Source organism: Variovorax paradoxus (assembly GCF_902712855.1).
Taxonomy (GTDB): domain Bacteria; phylum Pseudomonadota; class Gammaproteobacteria; order Burkholderiales; family Burkholderiaceae_C; genus Variovorax; species Variovorax paradoxus_Q.
Genome location: NZ_LR743507.1, coordinates 4,199,055 through 4,217,486, shown reverse-complemented (window position 1 = coordinate 4,217,486; position 18,432 = coordinate 4,199,055). Strand labels below are relative to the sequence as shown.

Sequence of the window (18,432 nt, the reverse complement as noted above, 5' to 3'; positions counted from 1 at the left end):
CGCCCCGCACAACGAGCCGTTCTAGACAGCCTGCTTGTGCCGCTCGATGCAGACGTCCAGCGTCTCTGCACCAGTCCTCTGCCACCAGTCGAGATTCGAAAAAATCTCCACCTCGCTGAACCCCGCGAAGCCCGCGTCCTCCACCCACCCGCGGATCTTTTTCAACTCGACCACGCCATCACCCATCATCCCGCGATCACTCAGCAGATCGCGCGTAGGCGTGAGCCAGTCGCAGACGTGGTACGCCAGCAGGCGCTCGCGGCCGGCGCGGGCGATCTGCTGCTGCAGCTTCGGGTCCCACCACACGTGGTAGATGTCCAGCGCCACGCCAAGCATGCCGCTCTTGCCCGCGTCGAGTTCGTCGCACAGGTCGAGCGCATGTTCGAGCGTGTTGATGCAGGCACGGTCGGCCGCCTGCATCGGATGAAGGGGCTCGATGGCGAGCGGCATGCCGACCTCGCGGGCGTATTCGAGCGAGGCGGCGATGCCGTCGCGCACCTCGCTGCGGGCACGGCCAATGTCCTTGTAGGCGGCCTTGCCGTCGAGCGCGCCGGGCAGGGCGCCGACCACCAGCACGAGGCAGGGGGCGTCCAGAGTCCTCGCCTCGTCGATGGCGCGGCGGTTGTCTTCCAGCGCTGCTTTCAGGCCGGCTGCGTCAGGTGCGGGAAAGAAGCCGCCGCGGCAGTAGCCCGAGAGGCCGATGCCGTGCGCCTTCAGCTGGCTGGCGACCTCGTCGAGGCCGACGGCCGCCACCTGGTCGCGCCAGGGGCTGATCGCGCGGATGCCGCGTTCGGCGCACTGGTCGATGATGCGGTCCAGCGGCACCTCGGCGCCCGACTGCTTGCGCACCGTCGCGGTGTTGATCGACAGCCAGTCGTGGTTCTGCGAGAAATCGCGCATGCTCGTCTTCAGCCTTCCACGCCGTGCAGGGCCAGCAGCGTCTTCATGCGCCGCACCGCCAGCTCGGGCTGCTCCAGCAGGTTGGCCGCATCGGCCAGCCTGAACAGCTCGGCGAAGTGCTGCAGCGAGCGCGTGCTCTGCTGGCCGCCAACCATGGTGAAGTGCTTCTGGTGGCCGTTGAGCCAGGCCATGAACACCACGCCGGTCTTGTAGAAGCGCGTGGGCGCCGCGAAGATGTGGCGCGACAGCGGCACGGTGGGGCCGAGGATGTCGTGGAACTTCTTTTCGTTGCCCTGCGCCAGCGCACCGAGGGCGGCACTGGCGGCGGGCGCGATGGCGTCGAAGATGCCCAGCAGCGCATCGCTCTTGCCGTGCGTGGGTTCGCTGCCGAAGCCGTCGCCCGCGATCAGCTCGGCGTAGTTGAAGTCGTCGCCGGTATACATGCGCACGCCCGGGGGCAGGCGGCGGCGCATCGCGATTTCCTTGTCCTTGTCGAGCAGGGAGATCTTGATGCCGTCGACCTTGTCCGGGTGCGCGGCGATGATGCCCAGCGCAGTGCCCATGGCCGCGTCGACGTCCTTGGTGCCCCAGTAGCCCGCCAGCGCGGGGTCGAACATGTCGCCGAGCCAGTGCAGCACCACCGGCTGCTTCGCCTGGCTCAGGATGCGGTCGTACACGCGCTCGTAGTCGGCGGGGCTCTTCGCCACGCGGGCCAGCGCGCGGCTGGCCATGACGATGAGCTTGCCGCCCAGCTTCTCGATGGCCGCCATCTGCTCTTCGTAGCCGCGAATGACGTCGTCGACGCTCTTCACGTCGTCGATGTTCAGGTGGTCGGTGCCGCAGCCCGAGGCCACGAGCGCGCCGGGCACGTCCTTCGCGGCATCGAGCGAGCGGCGGATCAGCTCGAGCGAGGTGGGCCAGTCCAGGCCCATGCCACGCTGCGCGGTGTCCATGGCCTCGGCCACGCCCAGGCCCAGCGAGAACAGGTGGCGGCGGTAGGCGATGGTGGTGTCCCAGTCGACCGCACACTGCAGCCACGGGTCGATGGCCGCCAGCGGATCGGCCACCACGTGCGCGGCCGAGTAGGCGATGCGGTTGAATTTCACGCCCGCATCGGGCCTGGCCGGCGCGATGCCGCGCAGTGCGTAGGGCGCGAGCGTGCCGCCGGAGGTGGGAAGGGTCAGCGAGAGAGCCATGGCGCGGGCCTCAGATCTTCAGCGTGGGCACGTCGACCCAGCGGCGGTCCTGCCACGATTCGAGCGCGGCCTCGACCAGCTGCACGCCCTTGGCGCCTTCGGGCAGCGTCCACTTGTAGGGCGCGTTCTCGACCACGTGACGAATGAAGTGTTCCCACTGGATCTTGAAGCCGTTGTCGTAGACCTGCGAGTCCGGAATTTCCTGCCACTGGTCGAAGAAGTTCATGGTCTGCTTTTCGTCGGGGTTCCACACCGGGCGCGGCGTGGCCACGCGCGACTGGGCGCGGCAGCTCGACAGGCCGGCCACGGCGGAGCCGTCGGTGCCGTCGACGTGGAAGGTCACGAGGTCGTCGCGGCGCACGCGCGTGACCCAGCTCATGTTGATCTGCGCGATGACCGGCTCGCCGTTGTGGCCGGTGAGTTCGCAGGTGGCGTAGGCAGCGTCGTCGGCCGTGGCCTCGTAGGCGTTGCCGGCCTCGTCCCAGCGCTTGGGAATGTGGGTGGTGCCCAGGCACGACACCGATTTCACCTCGCCGAACAGGTTGTCCAGCACGTAGCGCCAGTGGCACATCATGTCCAGGATCATGCCGCCGCCGTCTTCCTTGCGGTAGTTCCAGCTCGGGCGCTGGATGGGCTGCAGGTCGCCCTCGAACACCCAGTAGCCGAACTCCAGGCGCACGCTGAGCATGCGGCCGAAGAAGCCGGCGCGGCGCAGCATGTCGAGCTTGCGCAGGCCGGGCAGGAAGAGCTTGTCCTGCACCGCGCCGTGCTTCAGGCCCGAGCCTTCGGCCAGGCGCGCGATTTCCACCGCCTCGTTCAGGTTGGTGGCAATGGGCTTCTCGCAGTACACGTGCTTGCCGGCGCGGATCGCCTTGGCCAGCAGGGTGGGGCGCATCTGCGTGGTGCCGGCGTCGAAGAAGATGGTGTCGTCCTTGTTCTCCAGCGCCTTGTCGAGGTCGGTGCCCCAGCGCGGGATGTTGTGCGCCTTGGCCAGTGCTTCCATCTTCTCGGCGTTGCGGCCGATGAGGATCGGGTCGGGCATGACCTTGTCGCCGTTCGACAGCGTCACGCCGCCCTGCGCGCGGATGGCGCAGATCGAGCGGATCAGATGCTGGTTCATGCCCATGCGGCCGGTGACGCCGTGCATGATGATTCCGAGACGTTGGGTGGCCATGGTTTTCTTCCTTGAGATGCGAGAGAGATAGATCGAGAGAGAGAAGGCAGCGGGGTGCTGTGCTTCAGTAGACGGAACGCATGGCGTCCCACGAGATGCCGGCGCCTGGCTTGCCGGTGGCGAAGCCGGGCGCGGCGGCGAGCGAGGACAGGTCGAGCTGCCCTTCGCGGATGGCGAGGCGCACGGCGCCGTCGCTGTGTTCGTACAGGCCGGGGTGCAGCGCCATCAGCGCATGCTGCTCGGCCTGCGGAGCCGCGGCCAGCCCGTTCACGTAGTGGTGGCCGTTGCGCTCGACGTGCGACAGCCCGAGCCAGGCGACCAGCGCCAGGTCCTGCTGCACGCCGAGGCCGGCCTGCATGGTCAGGTCTTCGCCGGAGAGGAAGTAGCGCGGCTTCTCCACCGCTGCGTTCCATTGCTCGCAGCGCGCGGCGTTGAGCACCGACTTGTAGAAGCCCTTGCAGCTCTTGCTCGACACGCCCGTGTAGCCGAGCGCGCGGGCCTGCACGAAGGCATCGAGCGTGGCGTCGGACTCGTCGATGAGCAGCGGAATGCGCTTGCCCAGCGCCGACACGTCGCGCTGCAGCGCGGCATCGCGGCGGATCGGCTGCTCGACGAACGCGGTCTTCTGCGCGAGCTTCCACAGCACGGGCGTCGACAGCATGCGGTCGAGGAAGGTGGCGAAGTCGTCCGCGTCGGCGTACTGCTCGTTGCCGTCGAGCGTCACGAGTTGGGCGTGGCCGTCGATGATGCGCGCGATGCGCTGGAGCCGGTCGATGTCCTGCGCGGTGTTGCCGCAGAGCTTGATCTTGAAGTGGGTGAGGCCGTAGCGGCGCACGGCGGCGGCGAGCGTGGCGGGCAGGCCGTCGTCGGGGGCGTCCGGCAACGCGTCGTCGTCGTCGATGGCGTCGGCCAGTCCTACCGTGTGCCGCGCGGCGATGCGCGAGCGCGGCGACTGCCGTGCGAGGAAAGAGGGCATGTCGAAGCCGGCGAGGTCGTCGGCCAGGCCGCTGCCGGCGATGTCGATGCCCGCGAGGTTGCCGCTCATGGCCGACGCGAAGCTCGCGCCATGGTGCAGGCACAGCGCGTCGAACAGGGCGCGGTCGATCAGCGCCGGGCCGTAGCCGGCCACCAGCGGCTGCAGGCCCTTGGCCCTGGCGCGCGACTGCAGCGCGGTGCAGTTCGAGGCGAAGTGCGTCCAGGCGGTCTGCGCGTCGGGCTCGGCCGTGTAGGCCTCGCGCGCGTCGCGCAGGGCGAAGCGAAGCTGCTCGAAGTTCTGCTCGTTGGTGAGCGCGGGGCTCTTGTCGAACCACTTGGGCACCATCATCTCGGCGGCACAGCCTTCGGCCGTGCGGCCGTCGGCCATCCGGATGCGCGCCTTCACGTAGACCTGCGGGCATGCGGTGACGGTGGCGGCGCCGAAGCGGAACGGCAGCCGCAGCGTCACGTTGCGCTCGGCGAAGCGGATCTCCTCGACGTGGAAACGGGTCGCGTCCATGGGAATGCCGTTCAGTGGTCCAGGATGCCCTGCGAGAAGAAATGCGCGCGCACCAGCTTGGTGTAGGCGCCGAACTCGGGCGACGCCATCATGTCGAGCGTGCGGGCGCGCGGCAGGTCGATGTCGTACACCGCCGCGATCGAGCCGGGGCGCTCGCTCATCACGATCACGCGGTCCGACAGGAAGATGGCTTCGGGAATGCTGTGGGTGATGAGCATCACCGTCTTCTTCGACGCCATCCAGATGCGCTGGAGTTCCAGGTTCATCTTCTCGCGCGTCATCGCGTCGAGCGCGCCGAAGGGCTCGTCCATCAGCAGCACCGAGGGGTCGTGCAGCAGCGCGCGGCAGATCGATGCGCGTTGCTGCATGCCGCCCGACAGCTGCCACGGGTACTTGCCGCCGAAGCCCTTGAGCCCGGCCATCTCCATCAGCTCGCGGGCGCGCGCCCTGGCGGCATCCATCGGCAGGTGGCGCATCTCGGCCTGCAGCAGGATGTTGTCTTCCACGCTGCGCCAGGGCAGCAGCACCGCGCTCTGGAACACGATGCCCACGTCCTTCTGCGGACCGGCGATCGGCTTGCCCGCCAGCGTCAGGCTGCCGCCGCTGATCGGCAGCAGGCCCGCCACCATCTTCAGCAGCGTGCTCTTGCCGCAGCCCGAGGGCCCGACGACGGAGACGAACTCGCCTTGTGCGATGGCGAAGTCGAGCGGCCTGAGCGACTCGACCGGGCCGTCCTTGCTTTGGTAGATCTTCGAGACGCCGCGCGCTTCGATCAGGGCTTCAGTGGACATGGCTTGAGAGAGGGCGACTGCGGACTGTCTGGGAACAGGGCTGGAGGTGGGTTTCGGGAAACACCGCGGAACCGGCTTCGCCGGGCCGCAGGTGTTGCCCCCGGCAGGGGGAAGGCGCAGCGACACGAAGTGCGCGAAGCCTGGGGGCGAGCCAGTTACGGAAGGAAGTCGAGCGTCACGTAGTCTTCGGGCTTGCCGCGCGTCGACGCATCCATGCCGCCGTACTGCACCAGCAGGTCGAGCGAGTCGCTCACGTTCTTCATGGTCACGCGGTATGGGCGCTGGTTGGCCGTTTCCTTCGTGTGATAGAGCGCCACGCTCTGCTTCATGCCCACGATCAGCGTGTCGCGCACGCCGGCCTTGGCGTTGGCCTTGAGCATCGCGTCGACCGCGGCTTCGGGGCTCTTCTCGGCGGCCTCGGCGGCCTTGGTCGAGGCGCGCATAAAGCGCTTCACCAGGTCGGGGTTCTCGGTCAGCAGGTTCTTGTTGGTGATGATCCCGGAGCTGATCTGGTTCACGCCCGAGTCGGCGAAGCGGATCGGCGTGACCGGCTTGCCGGTGGCGTCCTGCAGCTTGATGGCCTGGTCCATCACGTAGCCCAGCAGCAGGTCGGCCTGGCCGTTGGTCACCGCATTGAGCTTGGTCTGGCCGTCGCCGGAGACGATCTTCACCTGGTCGGCCTTGATGTCGTTCACCTTCAGGAACAGCGGCCACATCTGCGACATCGAGTCGCCCGGCGTCACGGCCACGGTCTTGCCGATGATGTCCTTCGGCGTCTTGATGTTCTTCTCGGAGAAGCCCATGACCGACATCGGGCTCACCTGGAACAGCACGCCCGTGGACTTCAGCGGCGCGCCCTTGGCGGCGGCCTTGATCATGGTGGTGACGTCGATGTAGCCGAAGGTGGCCGACTTGGCGGCCACCGCCTGGGCGGTCACGGCGGAGCCGCGGCCTTCCTGGATGTCGAGGTCGATGCCTTCCTCTGCGTAGAAGCCCTTTTCCTTGCCGAGGAAGAAGGGCGCGTGCTCGCTGTACAGGTACCAGTTGAGCATCAGCGTGACCTTGTCCTTGGGCTTGTCGCCCTGCGCGTGGGCGGGCGCGACGGCGAAGGTGGCGAGCGCGGCCGCGGCGAGCAGCGTGGGAAGCAGTTTCTTCATGGTCTTGTCTCCGGGAGTTGTTGGCTTGGCGAAGGAACTTGAAAAAGAGAAGAGTTCAGTTCGTGTGGCGCTGCGAGGCATGCCAGGGAATCATCACGCGCTCGACCAGGTCGACGGCAACGAACAGGATCACGCCGATGCTCGACAGCACCACCAGCGCGGCGAACATCAGGGGCAGGTCGAAGTTGCCGTTGGCCACCTGCAGCACGTAGCCGATGCCCGAGTTGGAGCCGACGAACTCGCCGACCACCGCTCCCACCACGGCCAGCGTGACCGACACCTTCAGGCCGCTGAAGATCTGCGGCAGCGCTTGCGGCAGGCTGATCTTGAAGAAGGTCTGCAGCCGGCTCGCGCCCATGGAGCGCGAGAGATCGAGCATGTCGGGCTCGACCGACTTGAAGCCCATCACCGTGGACACCACCACCGGGAAGAAGCCCAGCAGGAAGGCGCTGATCACCTTCGGGAGGATGCCGAAGCCGAACCACACCACGAACAGCGGCGCGATCGCCACCTTGGGAATGCTCTGCGAGAACACCAGCAGCGGGTACACGTACGACTCGACCACGCGCGAGTAGGCGATGACCATCGCGATCGGGATGCCGATGAGGATGGTCAGGCCGAAGCCGCCCAGCGTGGCGAGCGTGGTCTTCCAGCTTTCGGAAAGCAAGCGCGGCCATTCGGCCACCAGCTGCTTCACCACCTCCCACGGCGGGGGGATCAGGTAGGCCGGAATCTTGAAGAGGCGGATCGCCAGGTCCCACAGCACCAGCAGCAACAGGATCAGGATGAAAGGGCGCAGGGCCGGAGAGAGCAGGAGCTTGCGGAGCATGGCGGGAGCCGGGGCTTTCTTGGGAGCGGCAGGTTTACTGTTGGACCGAGAGGCCGGCGGCCTTCACGAGCTGTGCGTTGCTCGCGATCTCTTCCTTGATGTAGGCGTCGAACTGCTCGGGCTTGAGCGTCCAGGCGTCGGCGCCGAGCTTGGCGAAGCGCTCCTTCACCTCGGGCGAGGCCAGCGCCTTCGCCACTTCGGCGTTCAGTCGCTCGACGATGTCGCGCGGCGTCTTCGCGGGCGCCATCATTCCGATCCAGAAGTTGAATTCGGAGCCCGGCACGCCGGCCTCGGTGGTGGTGGGCACGTCGGGGAGGGCGGCCGCGCGCTTGGGCGAACCCACGGCCAGCGCCAGCAGCTGGCCTTCCTTGATCTGGCCGATGACCGGAGCGATGGGCGAGAAGTAGTAGTCGACGCGGCCCGAGAGCACCTCGGTGACGGCCTCGCCCGATCCCTTGAAGGGGATGTTGGTGGCGTCGATCTTCGCGGCCATCTTGAACTTCTCGGCGTTCAGGTGCGTGGCGCTGCCCTGGCCGGCGGAGGCGAAGTTCATGCTGCCTGGCTTGGCGCGTGCAGCAGCCAGCAGCTGCGGCAACGTCTTGATGTTCTTCGTGGGCGAGATCACCAGCGCGTTGGGCAGCGACGAGATCGGCGTGACGCCGGCGAAGTCGTGCACCGTGTCGAATGGCAGCTTGGCGAAGGTGGAGGGGCTGACGGTGTGCGACGACGAATGGATCATCACCGTGTAGCCGTCGGCCGCGGCCGTGGCCACCGCCTGCTGGCCGATGGTGCCGCTGGCGCCGCCGCGGTTGTCGATGACCAGCGTCTGGCCCATGCTGACGCTCATCTTGTCGGTGATGGCGCGCGCAATGATGTCGGTGGTGCTGCCGGCCGCGAACGGAACGATCACGCGGATCGGCTTGGTCGGGTAGCCGTTCTGCGCGGCGGCCAGGTCCGGCACGGCAGAGAGCACGGCGGCGATGCATGTCAGCGAGGCAAGGACGGTCGTTCGTGCAAGTTGCTTCAAGGTTGTCTCCGCGCGGTCGGGCCGCTTTTTCTGGATCGATCAATTCACCATCGAGTGAATTACAGATTCTAGAAACGGCTGCGCCGCGGCGTCAACGGCGGCCGCCTAGTGAATACCCGGAGAGAGAAAGCGTGCGCGTGTGCCCGAGGCGGGCGCGCGGGAATCAGTGCAGGACGTAGCCCAGCACGAGGTCCGTCATGTGCGACAGGCGTTGCGCCATCGCCTTGGGTGCACGCAGGTCGCGGCCGAAGATGGCCGACAGCGTGTGGTTGTTCGACAGGTAGAAGTAGCACAGCGAGGCGATCGAGATGTACAGCTGCACCGGGTCGACGCCCGCACGGAACAGCTTGTCGCGGCGGCCGCGCTCGAGCACGGTGTCGAGCATCTGCACCAGCGGGGAGTTCATCTCCTGGATGCGCTCGGAGCGCTTGAGGTGCGCCGCGCCGTGCAGGTTCTCGCTGTTGAGCAGCGTGATGAACTCGGGGTGCTCGAGGTAGTAGTGCCAGGTGAAGGACACCAGCTGGCGGATGGCCTCGACCGGGTCGATCTCGTCGAGGTGCAGGCGCTGCTCGGCCTCGCGGATGTCGGCGTACACGCGCTCGAGCACGGCGAGGAACAGGTCGTCCTTGCTGCCGAAGTAGTAATAGATGAGGCGCTTGTTGAGGCCTGCGCGCTCGGCGATGCTGTCCATGCGGGCACCGGCGAGGCCGCGTGCGGAGAACTCGTCGCGCGCCGACGCGAGGATCGCGAGTTGCGAGCGGTCGGCGTCGCGCGAGCGTGGCTCGAGCGTCTCGGTGGCGTCGCCGCTGTCGTGTGGGGAGTCCTTGGGGGCCTTCATGGCGCGAATTTAACCAGTTGGGGAATTAAAGCAAGGCCTGGGCGGTGGACGCACAATCGGCAACGGCGAACGCCAACACATCTGCAGCTGAGGTTCTTCTTCTCATGAGTACATCACAACCCGCGGGGCACCTGATCGTGGAGTGCCTGATCGAGCAAGGCATGGAAATGGCGTTCGGCGTGCCGGGCGAAAGCTTTCTGGCGGTGCTCGACGGCTTTCATGCGTACGGCGACCGCGCGCGTTTCATCGTCAACCGGCAGGAGGGCGGCGCGGCCTTCATGGCCGAGGCGCACGGCAAGCTCACCGGGCGGCCGGGCGTGTGTTTCGTCACCCGCGGTCCGGGCGCGACCAACGCATCGATCGGCGTGCACAACGCTTTCCAGGATTCGACGCCGATGGTGCTCTTCGTGGGCGACGTCGGCAGCGACTTCCGCGACCGCGAGGCCTTCCAGGAGGTCGACTACGGCAGCTTCTTCGGACCGAGCACCAAGGGCTTCGCCAAGCGCGTGGAACGCATCGACGACGCGGACCGCATTCCCGAATACATTGCGCGCGCCTTCGCCACCGCGATGAATGGCCGGCCGGGTCCGGTGGTGCTGGTGCTGCCCGAGGACATGCTGCGCAGCGAGACCGCCGCGCGTCCGCTGAAGCGCGTGGAGGCGGTCGAGCCCTGGAGCGACCCGGGCGCGCTGCGCACATTGCGCGAACTGCTGCTGAAGTCGCAGCGTCCGCTGGTGATCGCCGGCGGCGGCGGATGGACCACGCAGGCCGCGCAGGCGCTGCAGCGCTTTGCCGAGAACTGGCGCCTGCCGGTGGCGAACGCCTTCCGATTCCAGGACACCTTCGACAACCACCATCCGCTGTATGCGGGCGACGTCGGCATCGCTATCAACCCGAAGCTCGGGCAGCGCGTGAAAGAAGCAGATCTGATCCTCGCGATCGGCCCGCGCCTCGGCGAGATGACGACCGGTGGCTACACCCTGCTGGAAGCGCCCAAGGCAAGGCAGACGCTGGTGCATATCCATGCGAGCGCCGAAGAGCTCAACCGCGTGTACCAGGCCGACCTGGCCATCAATGCCGGCATGAGCGCCGCCGCGCGCAGCCTCGAGGTGCTGAGCGCGCCGCCGACGCTGCCCTGGGAGGACTGGACGCAGCAGGCGCATGCCGACTACGAGGCGAATTTGGTGCCGCAGGCGCTGGCCGGCATGCCGGCGGAGTCGCCACGCGGGGCGGTCGACATGGCGGAGGTCGTCGCGCTGCTGCAGAAGCACCTGCCGGCCGATGCCGCCATCACCAACGGCGCGGGCAATTTCGCGAGCTGGGTGCACCGCTATTTCCGCTACCACGGACTCACCAAGGGCGTGAAGACGCAGCTGGCGCCGACCAGCGGCGCCATGGGCTATGGCGTGCCCGCCGGCATCGCGGCCAACCTGGCAACCGGTCGCGTGGCCTTCACCATCGCTGGCGACGGCGATTTCCTGATGACGGGGCAGGAGCTGGCGACGGCGTCGCAGCATGGCGGCAAGAGCATCATCGTGCTGCTGAACAACGGCATGTTCGGCACCATCCGCATGCACCAGGAGCGCGAATACCCCGAACGCACGAGCGGCACGGCGCTGCGCAACCCCGATTTCTGCGGCCTCGCGCGCGCCTACGGCTATGCCGCCGAGCGCGTGACGGAAACCGCGCAGTTCGAAGCCGCGCTGCTGCGGGCGCTGGCGGCCGATACGGGCACGCTGATCGAGATCCCGCTCGATCCCGAGGTGATCACCACGCGGGGCACGCTGGGCGCGATCACGCGTTCGGCGAAGCAGCAGCCGGCGCAGGGTTGAGCGCGGCGCGATGGCGGGCCTGTTCAACCTCGTCGCGCAGCGCGGGCGAGCGCAGCTCGAACACGTCGAACAGCCCCAGTGCGTCGAGCGTGGGAACCAGCGCGTGCAGGTCCTGCTGCGCGGTGTGCCTGTCTTCGGCGGACGCGCGCGCGTCCTCGAGGACTCGCGCATTGGCGAGAAAGGCGCCGACCGAGCCCTTTCGCACGGTGCGGCCGCCGATGACGGTGAAGTCCTGGCCGTCGGCAATGATGTCCTGCGCTTTCATGGATGCTCCTTGGATGGCTTGTTGAAGATGGACTCGATGCTAGGCCGCAGGGCATCGCGCGGCTTGCGGCACGGGGCCGATCGATGTCGCCGGCGGGCCGGCCATGGCGGCTGAGATGCCGGCGCAGCTCTGGGTCCATGCGTACGAGGCGCCGCGCGTGACGGGCTATCACGCGCACGAGACGGGGCAGCTCTTCGCGTTGCGCGAGGGGCTTCAGGTCATCGAGACGCCGTCGGGCCGCTGGGTGCAGCCGCCGGGTTGGATCGGCTGGATTGCGCCGCGCTGCGCCCACGCGGCGCAGAGCTTCGGTGCCACCGCGGGCTGGAGCCTGCACATCGGAGCGCACGCCGCGGCGGCCTTGCCGGACGGACCGCACGTGTTCGCATCTACGTCGCTGCTTCAGGGGCTGCTGGAGCGGCTGATCTCGCTGGATGCATCCGATGCCCTTCTGGAGCCCCGCCGTGAGCGGCTGGTGGCCGTTCTGATCGACGAGCTGGCAGCGAGCGGTCCGCAGTCGCTGCACCTGCCGATGCCGCAGGACAAGCGCCTGGCTGCCATGGCGGCCGCGCTGGCTGGCGATCCGGCGCTCACCGATGGCATCGACGAGTGGGCTGCTCGCATCGGCATGGCGCGACGAACATTGACGCGCCGCTTCGCCGCCGAGACCGGCCTGAGCTTCGCGCAATGGCGCCAGCAGGCGCGGCTTCTCAAGTCGGTGGAATTGCTGAGCCTGCGAGAGAGCGTCACCGCTGTGGCGCTGACGGTGGGCTACAGCTCGATCAGTGCCTTCATAGAGGCCTTTCGCAAGCACTTCGGCTGCACGCCGGCGCGCTTCTTCGAGGTGGAGAACGGCGTGTCGCAGACGAAAAAAAAGCCCGCATGAAGCGGGCTTCCTGATTCGGGAGCACAAGGCCCCCGAGGGCTTACTTGACGTGCTTGCCGATCAGCGCGGCCAGTTCGAACATCGACACTTGGGCCTTGCCGAAGATTTCCTTCAGCTTGGCGTCGGCGTTGATGTTGCGCTTGTTGGCCTTGTCCTGAAGGTTATTCTTCTTGATGTAGTCCCACAGCTTGCTCACGACGGCGGTACGCGGCAGCGGCGTCGAGCCGACCACAGCGGCGAGTGCCGGGCTGGGGGTCAGGGCCTTCATGAACGCGGCGTTGGGCGTGCGCTTCTTGGCGGGAGCAGCCTTCTTTGCGGGAGCGGCCTTCTTTGCAGGAGCAGCCTTCTTCGCCGGTGCGGCCTTCTTGGCGGGAGCAGCGGCCTTCTTAGCCGGTGCAGCAGCCTTCTTCGCAGGAGCCGCCGCCTTCTTTGCGGGAGCGGCCTTCTTTGCCGGAGCTTTCTTGGCCGGAGCCTTCTTTGCAGTTGCCATGGTTGATTTCCTTTTTTGGTTGAACGTTCACCAATGAAAAACTTGCGTCTCCAGTGGCATTGCGGATGCTAAAGGAGAAAAAACGCGTTTCCAAGGGAAAAAGCGCTTTTTTCATTGGGGGCTGTTGTTTTTTCAGAGGGGAGAAGCTCTCTTTTTCACGTTCTGCGCCCGGGCCACGTCGCAAGCACCACGCCGACGAGTGCGATGACGAACGCAAGCAGCTGTGGCGAGGAGAGGTTTTCACCCAGCACGAGCACACCGACCAAGGCCGCACTGACGGGCAGAAGCACGGTGAAGACACTCGCTTGAGCCGCTGGTACGTGGCGAAGTCCGTTCATCCAGAGCCACACGGTCCAGATGCTCGCGGCCAGTGCATAGGCCACCAGCAGCGCCCAGATGCCGAGGCGCACAGCGCTGAAATCGAACTGCAGCGCAAGCCAGATGCCGAAGGGCATCGACAGCACGAAGCCCCAGAGGTTGATGAGCGAAGCGATGCGCTTCGGGCCGAGGCGCCCGGTGAGCGACTTGCCGATCACCGCATAGGCCGTCTCGCAGAGCACCGCGCAGAACACGAGCAGGTTGCCGAGCCAAGGAATCGACGAACGCATGGCGCCCGGCTCGGGAGCATGCGCCGGTGTGTGCGCTGGCGCGAGTGCCAGCAGGCCGATGCCGAATGCTGCGCACGCGATGGCCAGTGCGATGCGCATGGTGATGCGCTCGCGCAGAAAGAGCCAGCTCGCGACGGCCACGCAGGCGGGAATCGACGCCATGATCACGCCGGCCGAAACCGCGCTCGTCAGGCTCACGCCGTAGAGCATGCAGATCGAGAACAGGAAGTTGCCGAGGAACGATTCAAGGAACACGAGGCCGCGCGTGCGCGGCGTCATCGGCGGCTCGTCGGGCGCGCGCTTGAGCCAATGCGGCATGGCCAGTGCGGCAATGCCGAATCGCAGCCACGCCAGCAGCAGCACCGGAAAGGCAACCACGAGAGGCTTGGAAAGGGCGACGTAGGCGCCGACGAGCGACATGCTCAAGGCCAGGCAGCCATAGGCTACGAGGCGGCCTGGTGCGGGGGCAGCGGAGTTCAATAGACTGAAGTTCTGTTGTTTCGGAGAAGGCGGTTCGATGATGCCCCACGTTCTTGTTTACGGCACGCTGCGGCGCGGCGGGCACAACGACATCGCACGCTATAAGCCGCTGCCGGTGTGGATCGGGGAGGCGAGCATCGCTGGCACGCTCTATGACCTCGGTGCCTATCCGGGTCTGGTGCTCGGCGGAACAACGCGCGTGAAGGGCGAGGTCTATGCGATCGAGCCTTCCGTCGAAGCGGCGCTCGACGTACTCGAGGAAGTCGCGGACGACGACTCGGGCGAGTACATCAAGCGGCGAGTGCAGGTGGAAGTCGGCGGGCAGTTGCTCGACTGCCTGGTCTACGAGATCCATTCATCGCGAATCGTTGGCCGAAGCACCGTCGACAGCGGCGATTGGATCGCGCACGCCGCGGGCGGGGGGGCGGCGTTTTCACAACCGAAAGATTGATTGCGTATTGCGAAATCATCGAGTGTTGCGCTGCAATATTTTTTCTCGATATGAGAAAAATAATTTTGTATTGAGAAATATCGATCTAACTTATTGATTTTGCTGAGTGAAAAATATGTCTTCTATAAGACATAAGAGTTTGAGGCCGGATTAAAGTAACTCCACGGCTGAAACGCCAGACCCTCAACCAACCTCACGGAGTGACCATGCCCCAGACCCTCACAGAACAACTGAGCCGCGAACAGCAGATTGCCGCACTCGAAAAGGAGTGGGCGACAGATCCCCGCTGGAAGGGCGTCAAGCGCGGCTACAGCGCTGCCGACGTCGTGCGTCTTCGCGGCTCTTTCCCTATCGAGCACACGCTGGCAAAGCGCGGCGCTGAAAAACTGTGGGACAAGATCAACGGCGGCGCGAAGAAGGGCTACGTCAACGCCTTCGGCGCGATCTCCGCGGGGCAAGCCATGCAGCAGGCCAAGGCGGGCCTGGAAGCGGTGTACCTCTCTGGCTGGCAGGTTGCCGCCGACGGCAATACGTCGGAAACCATGTATCCCGACCAGTCGCTCTACGCGTACGACTCGGTGCCGACAATGGTCCGCCGGATCAACAACACCTTCCGTCGTGCCGATGAAATCCAGTGGGGCCGCGGCGTGAATCCCGGCGACAAGGAGTTCATCGACTACTTCCTGCCGATCGTGGCCGACGCCGAGGCTGGTTTCGGCGGCGTGCTGAACGCCTTCGAACTCATGAAGAACATGATCACCGCTGGTGCCGCTGGCGTGCATTTCGAAGATCAGCTGGCTGCCGTGAAGAAGTGCGGACACATGGGTGGCAAGGTTCTCGTGCCCACGCAGGAAGCCTGCGAGAAGCTGATCGCGGCGCGCTTTGCCGCCGACGTGCTGGGCGTGTCGACCATTGTTCTGGCCCGCACCGATGCGGAAGCCGCCAACCTGATCACCTCCGATCACGACGCCAACGACAAGCCGTTCCTGACCGGCGAGCGCACGCAGGAAGGTTTCTACCGCGTGAAGAATGGCCTGGAGCAGGCCATCAGCCGTGGCGTGGCCTATGCGCCCTATGCCGACCTGGTGTGGTGCGAAACCGGTGTGCCGGACATCGGCTTTGCCCGTGAATTCGCCCAGGCCGTGCATGCTGCATGCCCCGGGAAGCTGCTGTCGTACAACTGCTCGCCTTCTTTCAACTGGAAGAAGAACCTCGACGACAAGCAGATCGCATCGTTCCAGGAAGACCTGGCGGCGCTGGGCTACAAGTACCAGTTCATCACGCTGGCCGGCATCCATGTCAACTGGTTCAACACCTTCCAGTTCGCCCACGCATATGCCCGTGGCGAAGGCATGAAGCACTACGTGAACATGGTGCAAGAGCCCGAGTTCGCAGCGCGCGACAAGGGATACACCTTCGTTTCGCACCAGCAGGAAGTCGGCGCAGGTTACTTCGACGACGTCACCACGGTGATCCAGGGCGGTTCGTCCAGCGTCAAGGCGCTGACGGGCTCGACCGAAGAAGAACAGTTCCACTGATCCTCGCGGATCGGTTCCTTGGCAGCGGCTTCGCTGCCACTTCAAGCCCAGCCAGGTGCTGGGCTTTTTTCTGTGCATGCCGGTTCGCGGAGCTGCAGGAATCTTGCTTCTGCACCGTGCGGTCGTGGCGCGCTCGCGCGCCCGAGGGATGCTTTTGGCATCCCAAGCGATCTGTTTGCCTTGCGGAAGGTCCGGTTCGCGTGGCCCCTTGCCGGCGTTGTAGGTCTGTGTTCGATGTGCCCGAAATCGAAACAGGGCATAGGCTCGTCGAGAGTGTTGGCTCCCGAGAACAGTGCAGCCCGCTGGGCGAAGCCATAGAGGCTAGAATTGTGAACTCTGCACTCAACAAGAGCGAGAAAGGCACCTTGGTTATGACACCGCGAACTACTCCGCAAGGACGCAGCGGCTTTTTCTTCTTCGAAGGAAAAGGCCGGTAACCCCGCGCTCGCTGGTTTCTACCAGCTTCAGAACCAAGCAAAGCGCGGCCATCCACCGCGCTTTTTTGTTTTTCTCGCCGAGGTTTTCACATGATCCAGATCACGCTTCCCGACAACTCGCGCCGCGAGTTCCCCGGCCCGGTTTCGGTGGCCCAGGTGGCCCAGTCCATCGGCCCCGGCCTCGCAAAGATGACGGTAGCCGGCAAGATCGATGGCCGGCTCGTCGATGCGAGCGACGTCATCGACCATGACGCCAAGCTCCAGATCATCACGCCCAAGGACGATGAAGGCCTGGAGATCATTCGTCACTCGACGGCCCACTTGGTCGGCCACGCGGTGAAGCAGCTCTACCCGACAGCCAAGATGGTCATCGGCCCGGTGATCGACGAAGGCTTCTATTACGACATCGCGTACGAGCGTCCGTTCACGCCAGAGGACATGGCCGCGATCGAGGCGCGCATGCGCGAGCTGATCGCGCAGGACTACGACGTCGTGAAGAAGATGACGCCTCGCGCCGAGGTGATCGAGGTGTTCAAGTCGCGTGGCGAGGACTACAAGCTGCGCCTCGTCGAGGACATGCCCGACGAGCAAGCCATGGGCCTGTACTACCACCAGGAATACGTCGACATGTGCCGTGGCCCCCACGTGCCGAACACGCGCTTCCTGAAGGTCTTCAAGCTCACGAAGCTGGCCGGCGCCTATTGGCGCGGCGACGCCAAGAACGAGCAGCTGCAGCGCATCTACGGAACGGCGTGGGCGGACAAAAAGCAACTGGATCAGTACATCCAGCGCATCGAGGAGGCCGAGAAGCGCGATCACCGCAAGCTGGGCAAGGAACTCGACCTGTTCCACATCGACGAAGTGGCGCCGGGCGTGGTCTTCTGGCACCCCAAGGGCTGGGCGGTCTGGCAGCAGGTCGAGCAATATATGCGCGGCATCTACCGTGACACGGGCTACTGGGAAGTGAAGGGCCCGCAGATCCTGGACAAGAGCCTGTGGGAAAAGACGGGCCACTGGCAGAACTATCGAGACAACATGTTCACGACGGAGTCGGAAAAGCGCGAGTACGCGCTCAAGCCGATGAACTGCCCGGGTCACGTCCTGATTTTCAAGAGCGACCTGCGCAGCTACCGCGACCTGCCGTTGCGTTACGGCGAGTTCGGCCAGTGCCATCGCAACGAGCCCAGCGGCGCACTGCACGGCATCATGCGCGTGCGGGGTTTCACGCAGGATGACGGGCACATCTTCTGCACGGAAGACCAGATTCTCGACGAATGCATCGCGTACACGGAGCAGCTTCAGAAGGTCTACGCCGACTTCGGCTTCACGGACATCCTCTACAAGGTCGCTACGCGTCCCGAGAATCGCGTCGGTTCGGACGAACTATGGGACAAGGCCGAGCATGCGGTGATGGAATCGCTGCGCCGTTCGGGTGTCGACTTCGTCATTGCGCCCGGTGACGGTGCCTTCTATGGCCCGAAGATCGAGTACACGCTGCGCGATGCCATTGGGCGCCAGTGGCAGTGCGGAACGATGCAGGTCGACTTCAACACGGCAGAGCGCCTTGGCGGCGAATACGTGACGGAGTCGAGTGGACGCGCGCATCCAGTGATGCTGCACCGCGCGATCGTCGGCAGCCTGGAGCGCTTCATCGGCATGCTGATCGAGCACCACTCGGGCGCATTGCCCGCGTGGCTGGCGCCGGTGCAGGTGGCGGTGCTCAATATCAGCGAAGGACAGGCCGACTACGCTCGGGACGTGGCGAAAGCGCTGCAAAATCAAGGGCTTAGGGTTCAGCTCGATCTGCACAACGAAAAGATTACGTATAAAATACGGAAGCATTCGTTGCAAAAGCTTCCCTACATCGTTGTCGTGGGTGACAAGGAAAAGGAAGCAGGTGCCGTCGCAGTGCGCGCCCGGGGCAATCAGGACCTCGGTGCAATGTCCCTCGAATCGTTCACGCAGCGGCTCGTCCAGGACGTTGCTGGCAAGCGTTGATTTGTCTCTGAAACGTCCTATATGTTTCGCAGCCAACTCGTGC

At 65.4% G+C, this 18,432-nt stretch carries 18 protein-coding genes; 5 read left to right on the top strand and 13 right to left on the bottom strand.

The genetic code is table 11. The annotated features are described in order from the left end of the window. Nucleotides 1–21 precede the first annotated feature (21 nt). From AACL56_RS19600 to AACL56_RS19560, 9 genes are all read right to left on the bottom strand, one after another. A complete protein-coding gene (locus tag AACL56_RS19600; protein WP_339091478.1) occupies nt 22–900 on the bottom strand; it encodes a sugar phosphate isomerase/epimerase family protein in 879 nt (292 codons plus the stop codon). Nucleotides 901–908: 8 nt separating this feature from the next. After that, nucleotides 909–2,096 (bottom strand): dihydrodipicolinate synthase family protein, encoded by a 1,188-nt coding sequence (locus AACL56_RS19595; RefSeq protein ID WP_339091477.1) that lies wholly within the window; start codon nt 2,094–2,096, stop codon nt 909–911. A 10-nt stretch (nt 2,097–2,106) separates the two neighbouring features. Then, nucleotides 2,107–3,270, bottom strand: a complete 1,164-nt coding sequence (locus AACL56_RS19590) for a Gfo/Idh/MocA family protein (RefSeq protein ID WP_339091476.1) — start codon at nt 3,268–3,270, stop codon at nt 2,107–2,109. Nucleotides 3,271–3,334: 64 nt separating this feature from the next. Further along, a complete protein-coding gene (locus AACL56_RS19585) occupies nt 3,335–4,765 on the bottom strand; it encodes an enolase C-terminal domain-like protein (protein WP_339091475.1) in 1,431 nt (476 codons plus the stop codon). Between the two features lie 11 nt (nt 4,766–4,776). Then, on the bottom strand, nt 4,777–5,556 hold the full coding sequence (locus AACL56_RS19580) for an ABC transporter ATP-binding protein (RefSeq protein WP_339091474.1): 780 nt from the start codon (nt 5,554–5,556) through the stop codon (nt 4,777–4,779). A 155-nt stretch (nt 5,557–5,711) separates the two neighbouring features. Beyond that, a complete protein-coding gene (locus AACL56_RS19575; RefSeq protein ID WP_339091473.1) occupies nt 5,712–6,713 on the bottom strand; it encodes an ABC transporter substrate-binding protein in 1,002 nt (333 codons plus the stop codon). Nucleotides 6,714–6,768: 55 nt separating this feature from the next. Then, nucleotides 6,769–7,542, bottom strand: coding sequence for an ABC transporter permease (locus tag AACL56_RS19570; RefSeq protein WP_339091472.1), 774 nt, complete (start codon nt 7,540–7,542; stop codon nt 6,769–6,771). A 34-nt stretch (nt 7,543–7,576) separates the two neighbouring features. Continuing rightward, the gene (locus tag AACL56_RS19565; RefSeq protein ID WP_339091471.1) at nt 7,577–8,569 is read right to left on the bottom strand and encodes a tripartite tricarboxylate transporter substrate binding protein; all 993 of its coding nucleotides are present in this window, start codon (nt 8,567–8,569) and stop codon (nt 7,577–7,579) included. Between the two features lie 163 nt (nt 8,570–8,732). After that, nucleotides 8,733–9,407: a TetR/AcrR family transcriptional regulator gene (locus AACL56_RS19560; protein ID WP_339091470.1), complete on the bottom strand. Its 675-nt coding sequence runs from the start codon at nt 9,405–9,407 to the stop codon at nt 8,733–8,735. 104 nt (nt 9,408–9,511) lie between these two features. Between AACL56_RS19560 and AACL56_RS19555 the strand changes: the two genes are divergently transcribed. Continuing rightward, nucleotides 9,512–11,239: a thiamine pyrophosphate-binding protein gene (locus AACL56_RS19555; RefSeq protein WP_339091469.1), complete on the top strand. Its 1,728-nt coding sequence runs from the start codon at nt 9,512–9,514 to the stop codon at nt 11,237–11,239. Here AACL56_RS19555 and AACL56_RS19550 read toward each other — a convergent pair. Next, complete coding sequence (locus tag AACL56_RS19550; RefSeq protein WP_339091468.1) at nt 11,202–11,504, bottom strand: hypothetical protein; 303 nt, start codon at nt 11,502–11,504, stop codon at nt 11,202–11,204. The genes AACL56_RS19555 and AACL56_RS19550 overlap by 38 nt on opposite strands. A 103-nt stretch (nt 11,505–11,607) precedes the next feature. On the opposite strand from AACL56_RS19550, the gene AACL56_RS19545 reads away from it, so the two are divergent. Then, on the top strand, nt 11,608–12,387 hold the full coding sequence (locus AACL56_RS19545) for an AraC family transcriptional regulator (RefSeq protein WP_339091467.1): 780 nt from the start codon (nt 11,608–11,610) through the stop codon (nt 12,385–12,387). Nucleotides 12,388–12,427: 40 nt separating this feature from the next. Here AACL56_RS19545 and AACL56_RS19540 read toward each other — a convergent pair whose 3' ends face one another. Genes AACL56_RS19540 through AACL56_RS19530 form a run of 3 tightly spaced genes read right to left on the bottom strand, consistent with a single transcriptional unit; the run spans nt 12,428 to nt 13,965 of the window. After that, nucleotides 12,428–12,877, bottom strand: a complete 450-nt coding sequence (locus AACL56_RS19540; RefSeq protein ID WP_339091466.1) for an SWIB/MDM2 domain-containing protein — start codon at nt 12,875–12,877, stop codon at nt 12,428–12,430. Further along, nucleotides 12,774–12,992 carry a hypothetical protein gene (locus AACL56_RS19535; RefSeq protein ID WP_339092960.1) on the bottom strand — a complete coding sequence of 73 codons (219 nt, stop codon included), beginning with the start codon at nt 12,990–12,992 and terminating at the stop codon, nt 12,774–12,776. The genes AACL56_RS19540 and AACL56_RS19535 overlap by 104 nt, the downstream gene beginning before the upstream one ends. Nucleotides 12,993–13,032: 40 nt before the next feature. Next, a complete protein-coding gene (locus tag AACL56_RS19530; protein ID WP_339091465.1) occupies nt 13,033–13,965 on the bottom strand; it encodes a DMT family transporter in 933 nt (310 codons plus the stop codon). A gap of 37 nt (nt 13,966–14,002) precedes the next feature. Here AACL56_RS19530 and AACL56_RS19525 point away from each other — a divergent pair, with 37 nt between their 5' ends. The 3 genes from AACL56_RS19525 to thrS all read left to right on the top strand — a co-directional run bounded on the left by AACL56_RS19525 (nt 14,003) and on the right by thrS (nt 18,389). After that, on the top strand, nt 14,003–14,416 hold the full coding sequence (locus AACL56_RS19525) for a gamma-glutamylcyclotransferase family protein (protein WP_339091464.1): 414 nt from the start codon (nt 14,003–14,005) through the stop codon (nt 14,414–14,416). A 206-nt stretch (nt 14,417–14,622) separates the two neighbouring features. After that, the gene (gene aceA / locus AACL56_RS19520; protein WP_339091463.1) at nt 14,623–15,954 is read left to right on the top strand and encodes an isocitrate lyase; all 1,332 of its coding nucleotides are present in this window, start codon (nt 14,623–14,625) and stop codon (nt 15,952–15,954) included. A 527-nt stretch (nt 15,955–16,481) separates the two neighbouring features. Beyond that, nucleotides 16,482–18,389 carry a threonine--tRNA ligase gene (thrS, locus tag AACL56_RS19515; protein ID WP_339091462.1) on the top strand — a complete coding sequence of 636 codons (1,908 nt, stop codon included), beginning with the start codon at nt 16,482–16,484 and terminating at the stop codon, nt 18,387–18,389. The last annotated feature ends 43 nt before the right edge of the window (nt 18,390–18,432 follow it).

Coding starts and splice junctions, on each gene's coding strand:
- AACL56_RS19580 (WP_339091474.1), bottom strand. CDS start 5,556: ATGTCCACTGAAGCCCTGATCGAAGCGCGCGGCGTCTCGAAGATCTAC.
- AACL56_RS19555 (WP_339091469.1), top strand. CDS start 9,512: ATGAGTACATCACAACCCGCGGGGCACCTGATCGTGGAGTGCCTGATC.
- AACL56_RS19560 (WP_339091470.1), bottom strand. CDS start 9,407: ATGAAGGCCCCCAAGGACTCCCCACACGACAGCGGCGACGCCACCGAG.
- AACL56_RS19600 (WP_339091478.1), bottom strand. CDS start 900: ATGCGCGATTTCTCGCAGAACCACGACTGGCTGTCGATCAACACCGCG.
- AACL56_RS19540 (WP_339091466.1), bottom strand. CDS start 12,877: ATGGCAACTGCAAAGAAGGCTCCGGCCAAGAAAGCTCCGGCAAAGAAG.
- AACL56_RS19590 (WP_339091476.1), bottom strand. CDS start 3,270: ATGGCCACCCAACGTCTCGGAATCATCATGCACGGCGTCACCGGCCGC.
- AACL56_RS19535 (WP_339092960.1), bottom strand. CDS start 12,992: ATGAAAAAAGCGCTTTTTCCCTTGGAAACGCGTTTTTTCTCCTTTAGC.
- AACL56_RS19570 (WP_339091472.1), bottom strand. CDS start 7,542: ATGCTCCGCAAGCTCCTGCTCTCTCCGGCCCTGCGCCCTTTCATCCTG.
- AACL56_RS19545 (WP_339091467.1), top strand. CDS start 11,608: ATGGCGGCTGAGATGCCGGCGCAGCTCTGGGTCCATGCGTACGAGGCG.
- AACL56_RS19595 (WP_339091477.1), bottom strand. CDS start 2,096: ATGGCTCTCTCGCTGACCCTTCCCACCTCCGGCGGCACGCTCGCGCCC.
- thrS (WP_339091462.1), top strand. CDS start 16,482: ATGATCCAGATCACGCTTCCCGACAACTCGCGCCGCGAGTTCCCCGGC.
- AACL56_RS19550 (WP_339091468.1), bottom strand. CDS start 11,504: ATGAAAGCGCAGGACATCATTGCCGACGGCCAGGACTTCACCGTCATC.
- AACL56_RS19525 (WP_339091464.1), top strand. CDS start 14,003: ATGATGCCCCACGTTCTTGTTTACGGCACGCTGCGGCGCGGCGGGCAC.
- aceA (WP_339091463.1), top strand. CDS start 14,623: ATGCCCCAGACCCTCACAGAACAACTGAGCCGCGAACAGCAGATTGCC.
- AACL56_RS19585 (WP_339091475.1), bottom strand. CDS start 4,765: ATGGACGCGACCCGTTTCCACGTCGAGGAGATCCGCTTCGCCGAGCGC.
- AACL56_RS19575 (WP_339091473.1), bottom strand. CDS start 6,713: ATGAAGAAACTGCTTCCCACGCTGCTCGCCGCGGCCGCGCTCGCCACC.